Source organism: Pseudomonas sp. GW822-FHT07A10 (assembly GCF_058798795.1).
Genome location: NZ_JBXAKV010000003.1, coordinates 442,856 through 449,027, shown reverse-complemented (window position 1 = coordinate 449,027; position 6,172 = coordinate 442,856). Strand labels below are relative to the sequence as shown.

7 protein-coding genes are annotated in these 6,172 nt (G+C 59.4%); 5 read left to right on the top strand and 2 right to left on the bottom strand.

Features of this window, described 5'->3' with window-relative positions; all coding sequences use genetic code 11:
- Window positions 1-211: 211 nt before the first annotated feature.
- Window positions 212-1,348 (bottom strand): catalase family protein, encoded by a 1,137-nt coding sequence (locus AC1RL4_RS08335; RefSeq protein ID WP_019579660.1) that lies wholly within the window; start codon window positions 1,346-1,348, stop codon window positions 212-214.
- A 3-nt stretch (window positions 1,349-1,351) separates the two neighbouring features.
- Window positions 1,352-3,184, bottom strand: a complete 1,833-nt coding sequence (locus AC1RL4_RS08330; RefSeq protein ID WP_230174778.1) for a di-heme-cytochrome C peroxidase — start codon at window positions 3,182-3,184, stop codon at window positions 1,352-1,354.
- Between the two features lie 269 nt (window positions 3,185-3,453).
- On the opposite strand from AC1RL4_RS08330, the gene bamJ reads away from it, so the two are divergent.
- The 5 genes from bamJ (at window position 3,454) to AC1RL4_RS08305 (ending at window position 6,144) form a co-directional block, all read left to right on the top strand.
- A complete protein-coding gene (gene bamJ, locus AC1RL4_RS08325; protein WP_018925162.1) occupies window positions 3,454-4,167 on the top strand; it encodes a BamJ family beta-barrel-assembly machinery protein in 714 nt (237 codons plus the stop codon).
- A 295-nt stretch (window positions 4,168-4,462) separates the two neighbouring features.
- A complete protein-coding gene (locus AC1RL4_RS08320; protein WP_019579662.1) occupies window positions 4,463-4,918 on the top strand; it encodes a YkvA family protein in 456 nt (151 codons plus the stop codon).
- Between the two features lie 111 nt (window positions 4,919-5,029).
- Window positions 5,030-5,371, top strand: coding sequence for a helix-turn-helix domain-containing protein (locus AC1RL4_RS08315; protein WP_230174776.1), 342 nt, complete (start codon window positions 5,030-5,032; stop codon window positions 5,369-5,371).
- Window positions 5,368-5,739 carry a hypothetical protein gene (locus AC1RL4_RS08310; protein WP_007898892.1) on the top strand — a complete coding sequence of 124 codons (372 nt, stop codon included), beginning with the start codon at window positions 5,368-5,370 and terminating at the stop codon, window positions 5,737-5,739. Before AC1RL4_RS08315 ends, AC1RL4_RS08310 begins: the two co-directional genes overlap by 4 nt.
- Window positions 5,740-6,144: an SEL1-like repeat protein gene (locus tag AC1RL4_RS08305; RefSeq protein WP_230174774.1), complete on the top strand. Its 405-nt coding sequence runs from the start codon at window positions 5,740-5,742 to the stop codon at window positions 6,142-6,144.
- The last annotated feature ends 28 nt before the right edge of the window (window positions 6,145-6,172 follow it).

Below are 6,172 nucleotides of genomic sequence, written 5' to 3'. Positions count from 1 at the left end.
GTTCAGTCGGTTAGAATACCGGCCTGTCACGCCGGGGGTCGCGGGTTCGAGTCCCGTCCGCTGCGCCATATTCGGTATCTGGAACACTGAACGCCAGATCACCACAGAAAGCCCGCTTAATGCGGGCTTTTTGCTGTCTGGGATTTGGCTTTTTGCCGGATTCACTGAAGAAAGCGACCTGTTCAGGTCGCTTTTTTCGTTTCTGCCTTACTTATTGTTCGGCATTGCGGCTGTGTCGATAGTCGCTGACGGCCTCGTACACCGCTTTGCGCAACCGGTTGATCCCACCAATCGGCCGATGGGCTTCAAGGCCGAACCATGGATTGAACGACAGGTTGTCGCATTGCAGGTTCAGCGCCGGGGTGTCGAAATCCTGGGCAGGCAGCTTGATCTTCGCCACGGTTTCGAAAGGCGCGTCGTGTTCACGCCACTCGATGCTAGTGTCTTCGATCGGCATATATTGGCTCGGATCCTGGCGCTGGACCTGTAACACGAAGCAGGCCGGCACCCGATCAGTCGACAGCTGCTGGTTCAGCGCACTGCGCAGGAAGTTCGGCAGGTTTTGATTTTGCGTGGGCAGCGTGTAGGTCGGGCAGCTCTCCGGATCCGGTATTACCCGGAATTTGACGTTGGCCTCACCAAACTTGTACGGCGAAACCGAAAAGTAGGTGGTCTGGGTCGGACTTGCCGGGGCAGGGGAGAGTGTCGCCAGCGCAATAAACAGATGACGAACCTGCCAGGTGCGCGGGTCCCAGCCCGGGAAGAATGCCATTATCTTTTTGCCGTCAGCCTGAGCGGCCACATTCTGACGATACTCGGCGACATCACTGACAAAGAAGTTCGGATGGTTGAACATCACGAAATCCTGTTCGCTGCGCCCTTGTCGATCATTCAGCAACTGTTTACCCGGCACATCGAACAACTTGATCGCCATGCCCCGGGCATCGCGGATGCTGTCGAACTGCGGATAGGCATTGCCGTTGGACAGCCGCATCGTCGCTTGCCAGGTTTTGCCGGGTTCGCTGAACACGCCTTGGCGCAACGTCGTCGCCAGATCCGGCAGCACCTGAACCTCGGCCTTCACGCAACCATGGGCCTTGGCGTGAGCGTCGCGCAGATAGCGAGTACTTTCGCGGTGTTGATCGACGATCCGCACCGCTGTCTGGATGATGTCCCGGGTCATCGCCGCTTCGCCGTCCGGAATCAGTTCTTCAGCCGATACCGGGCCGCGATGTTGCCAGGCGAGCCATGCCATGGTCAGCGCCCAGCCGAGGACCCCCAAACCCAACATCCAAAGCAGGGTTTTACCAAGGAAGGCACCCAGACGTAGCCAGAGCGTGATCAGCATGGGTCAATCCTTTTGACTGATGAGGTGGTCTGGCAATTGCGACTCCAGCGGGCCGCCCAACACTTTCAGGTATTCCAGCAGCGCCCAGCGCTCCTGCGGCTGCAGCAGGCGACCGATCACGCCATTACCGCGCTCGCCGTTGCGGAATTCGTGGCCGCTGTTGTGATTGCCGGTAATACGCGTGTCGAACACAAAACCGTTGGTAAAGGCTTCGGTGCGATAGCCCAGGTGTTTGGGATCGTATTCGAAGGTGCCCTTGTAAAACGTCGTTGCGCGTTCATCCTGGGGCGAGAGCAGTTGGTAGATGCTCGGCACCGAACCGTTGTGCAGAAACGGCGGTGTGGCCCAGACGCCCGCCAGTGGTCGGGCTTTATAGCTGCGTAATTCCTGGACACCGATAGGCAGGCCGAAACCGTCCAGGTTTGGGCGCTCTGCGGGTGTCACATTGGCAGCGCGATAGGCCTGGTTCCCCACAAAAGCAGTGACGTAGGCCAGCCCCTTGGCCACTGACAACTGGCTCAAATCCAAGGGTTCCGTGGGTTTTGGATGCAGTTGCACGTCCAGTTGCGCAAGCTCTGCCGGATCCCACTTCAAGGCTGACAGATCGAAGCGATGGTCGGCAATATTGTTGGCGGCGCCGGGGTCTGTGCCAATCACCTCCACAGGCAGTAAGTTCAGGTGGTGCACCTGTCTGCCGTCGCTTTGGGTGACGCGGGGGACGTGGCACCCGGCGCAGTTTTCGGCGAATAGTGCGCGGCCTTTTGCGGCCAACGGCTTGTCGATGGTGCCCAGCAGGGCTTCCGGCCAGGTGGGCGGTTTGAGTCGTTGCAGGGTTTGTTCGATCCGGTGCAGATCGCGCACCCGGACGCTGGACGGATAGCGGTCGTCGCCCTTGAGAGGCTGCCCGCTGGCGTCGAAGAAATTCAGCGTGGCGCCGACACCCAAGGCCTCGCCAATGTTGCGGGCCATCGGTTGCTGCGCCGAACCGTTCCACTGCACCCAGTCGAAGGTCCACATGTCCCACAGTTGCGGGTAGTCCACCGGCGCGTTGGCCACGCGGTAGTTGGCCGGCGAAATGGCGTCGCCGAAACTGGCGTTGGCAATGCGCCCGAAGGCGTCGGTGCGGCCGGGGCCTTCTTCGGTGGGGTAGAGCCCGCGATGGGTATCGTTCCAGGCCACTTTCAAGAAGGTATCGAGTGAGCTTTTGAAGTCCTGGCGTAGCTGTTGATGCCGGGCGTCATAGTCCTGGCCCAGGACGTTGCGCGCGAAACGTTCGAATTTCCACGGGTTGTAGTAAGTCGAGGCGAGGCTGGCCACCAGTGCCTGGCCGAAGCTGCCGCCACGCAGGGTCGGGACGCTGGACGGCAACACATGCTGGGCCGAGCCGCCGTCGATGCGCACGGCCTGGCCATTGAAGCGTAATTCGCCGGTGTGGCAGGCGGCGCAGGTGATGTCCAGAAACTCTTCCTGGCTACCCGCGTTTTGATGACGGGCAAAACCGACGGGCAGGTTGCCGGGGTTGTTCGGTGTGGCTTTCTGGCTCGGATCGATCAGAAAACCAAAGCGTGCGAGGTATTCAGGCGCGGCGAATCGTTTTTGCGAGAAGGGCAGTTCGAGGGCGTTGAACCAGTCATAGCGCAAGCCTTTGACCTGGGTGCCTTGAGGTGTGAAGTAGTAGGCCTGGCGGTCTGCGGCGCTCCATTGCTCCAGGTAATGCACCTGTTGCGCCGGTGACCAGGCTGGTAATTTCGGGTTGGCGACGTAGTACAGCACCACGGCGAGGCCCAGCCCCAGCAGTACTGCGATCAGAATCAGCAAGCGGATAATGAGGCGCACGATAAACATCCTTGTCAGTTTGTAGCTCTCTTATGCCTCAGCTGACGAGGGGCGGCAAGAGGCCATTACGCCAGGGGCTGTGGGAATCGGTCTCCGGGTCTGTGGGGGCCAGATGACAGAAGCTTCATCCTTCTAACCTCGAAATGCGTTTAAACACCTGAACTTATCGGAAGTTTCCTGCTCTCATGCCGGTAGCCATTGGTCGTGGCCGCCTGATAAGCTCGCGGCTTTACTCGATTGCCCTTTAGGCGCATGAACAAGGAAATAGCATGAAACAGCATCGGTTGGCGGCGGCGGTGGCCCTGGTTGGCCTGGTACTTGCGGGTTGTGATTCGCAGACCAGCGTAGAGCTGAAAACCCCGGCGCAAAAAGCTTCCTACGGCATTGGCCTGAACATGGGCAAAAGTCTGGCTCAGGAAGGCATGGATGATCTGGACTCCAAAGCCGTAGCCCAAGGCATCGAAGATGCCGTCGGCAAGAAAGAACAGAAACTGAAGGATGAGGAACTGGTTGAAGCCTTCGCAGCGCTGCAGAAGCGTGCCGAAGAGCGTTTGGCCAAGATGAGCGAAGAGTCGGCAGCCGCCGGCAAGAAATTCCTCGAAGAGAATGGCAAGAAAGCCGGTGTCGTCACCACAGCTTCCGGCCTGCAATACGAAGTGGTCAAGAAGGCCGATGGCGCACAGCCTAAGCCGACCGACGTAGTGACTGTTCACTACACCGGTAAACTGACCAACGGCACCGTTTTCGACAGCTCCGTCGAGCGCGGCAGCCCGATCGATCTGCCGGTCAGCGGTGTGATTCCGGGTTGGGTCGAAGGCCTGCAACTGATGCACGTTGGTGAGAAGTACAAACTGTACATCCCTAGCGACCTGGCTTACGGCGCCCAAAGCCCTAGCCCGGCGATTCCAGCCAACTCGGTGCTGGTATTCGACCTGGAGCTGCTGGGCATCAAGGATCCAGCCAAACAAGACGACGCCAAGTAATCCGCGTCTGCTCGAAAAAACAACGCCTCGCTTATGCGGGGCGTTGTTGCATCTGGGGTTTGGTGAAGGTAAACAAAGCGAACGGATGCGGTACGCTGCAGTCATAGCCAGTGAGAGTGCCCGAGCTAGACGGACCGGTGCGCCAAGTCAATGAAATCTTGGGTTTTTTTATGTGAGTAAAAAACGCCCGATCTGAGCAAGACCCTTGTGAAACGGGGCTTCCAGCGGTGAAATGCAGCTCTGTTCACAAGGTTATCCACAATTTGTGTGGATAACATTTCAGTGGGAGGAAAAGATGAAAATGCCCTGGAATTTCGCCCGCTTCCTGCCAATGGCCGGGCGCCTGCTCGCCCGTGGTCGTTTGCCGACCCTGCTGTTCGCGGTTGCCAGCAAAGGCGCGAGCCAAGGTAATCGTCTGGGCAAACTTAAGGACGATCTGCGCTTGTTACAGGCACTCTGCCTGGCCTACTGGCGTGGCGAGTACCGGGCCATCAGCCCGAAAGCGATGGTTTCGGTGGTGGCCGGCCTGATGTATTTCCTGAGCCCGGTGGATGCGATCCCGGATTTCATCCCGGTGTTCGGCATGCTCGACGACATTGCCGTCCTGGCCTGGCTGATGAAAGTCCTCGATGACGAACTCAACGCCTTCCGTGCCTGGCGCAAGCATCAGGCGCCGGAAAAACTCGCGGTGGTTGAACGCCTGCCCGATACCCCGGAACAGCTGCAACTTCAGGGCCCGAAAAAAAACTGAACCGATTCAGGATCATCCATATTCATACCCCCGCGACCTTGGCCGCTGTTAGGATTACACTTCTAAGGAAAAGTGCCGACTCGCTACGTGTCGTTGTCCTACGGGGTAGTCATGGATATTCAGATAATTACACGCGAAGGCGAACCAGAATATGCGGTTCTGCCATGGGCTCAGTATCAGGCTCTACTGAAAGCAGCAGGCATCAACGAACAACCACCGCGCGAAGCCACAGTGCGTCTCGCGGCCACATCAGACCAGACTCTTCCGGGTCTGGATCAACTACGCAGTTTGCGCGAAGGGAAGGGCATCGCCATTGAGGCGCTTGCCCGCATGGTAGGCATCAGCCCGTCATATCTCGCCTTGATCGAAAGCGGTGAGCGTCAACCTGACGCTGCTATTCGCCGCAGCCTCGCCTGGGAATTGACGGTGCCGGGATGGAGGGATGAATCGTGAGCGTACGCATCAGTCGTCAACATTGGGATGGATTGCTGGGGGAACTGGATCAGGCGCGCCGTCAGCGCCATCTTTTGACTTATCGGGCATTGCTGGAGCGATTGCAGCTACCCACGCCCGCCATGCAAACCCTGACCGCCGCCCTTGAGCACCTGGCCGCGCTGGACGCCAGGGCCGAGCAGCCACTGCGCAGCTCGCTGGTGATCAGCCAAGGCGCCAGTCGCTTGCCGCGCACCGGCTTCTTCGAATGTGTCGAGCGCCTCGGGCGCTTCTCCGGACCGTCCGACGGCGTGGCTGCCGCATCCTGGCATGCCTCGGAAGTGGTGCGGGTGTTCGAATACGAGTACCCCGAGTCGGCGGAAGCCTGAGTGTTCCTACGACTCAAGGCGCGGGCCGGTTACTGGCTGGCCCGCCGGTTGTTCCACTGGTCGTGGTTCGTGCGCCAACCGCGAGGCTGGCGCTGGCTCGAGGGCCAGTTCGCGCGCATGGCGAACCTGGGCGATGTCGGCGCCCAGAGCTTCTACGGCCACATCCTGACCTTTCGCGGCGTCGGTCTTGGGGCTCGCGAGGAAGGCGTACGACTACTACGCCTGGCCGCGTTGGCGGGGGATGGCAAGGCGGCGTATCAGGTGGGCGTGATCTGCCTTGCGGGGACGCCGAGCAAGGCGCCGGATCCGGTGGAAGCGGCGCGGTTTTGGCGTATTGCCTTGAAGGCCGGGCATCCGTTGGCTGAGATTAAGTTGAAAGAGTTGGCGAGTGGTGATGCTGAGTAGTGATTCGATGTTGAACTGGTGGGCATCT

What these genes read in the sequence shown, in the direction of transcription:
- AC1RL4_RS08335 (WP_019579660.1), bottom strand. Translation starts at nt 1,348, where the DNA reads ATGCTGATCACGCTCTGGCTACGTCTGGGTGCCTTCCTTGGTAAAACC.
- AC1RL4_RS08315 (WP_230174776.1), top strand. Translation starts at nt 5,030, where the DNA reads ATGGATATTCAGATAATTACACGCGAAGGCGAACCAGAATATGCGGTT.
- bamJ (WP_018925162.1), top strand. Translation starts at nt 3,454, where the DNA reads ATGAAACAGCATCGGTTGGCGGCGGCGGTGGCCCTGGTTGGCCTGGTA.
- AC1RL4_RS08320 (WP_019579662.1), top strand. Translation starts at nt 4,463, where the DNA reads ATGAAAATGCCCTGGAATTTCGCCCGCTTCCTGCCAATGGCCGGGCGC.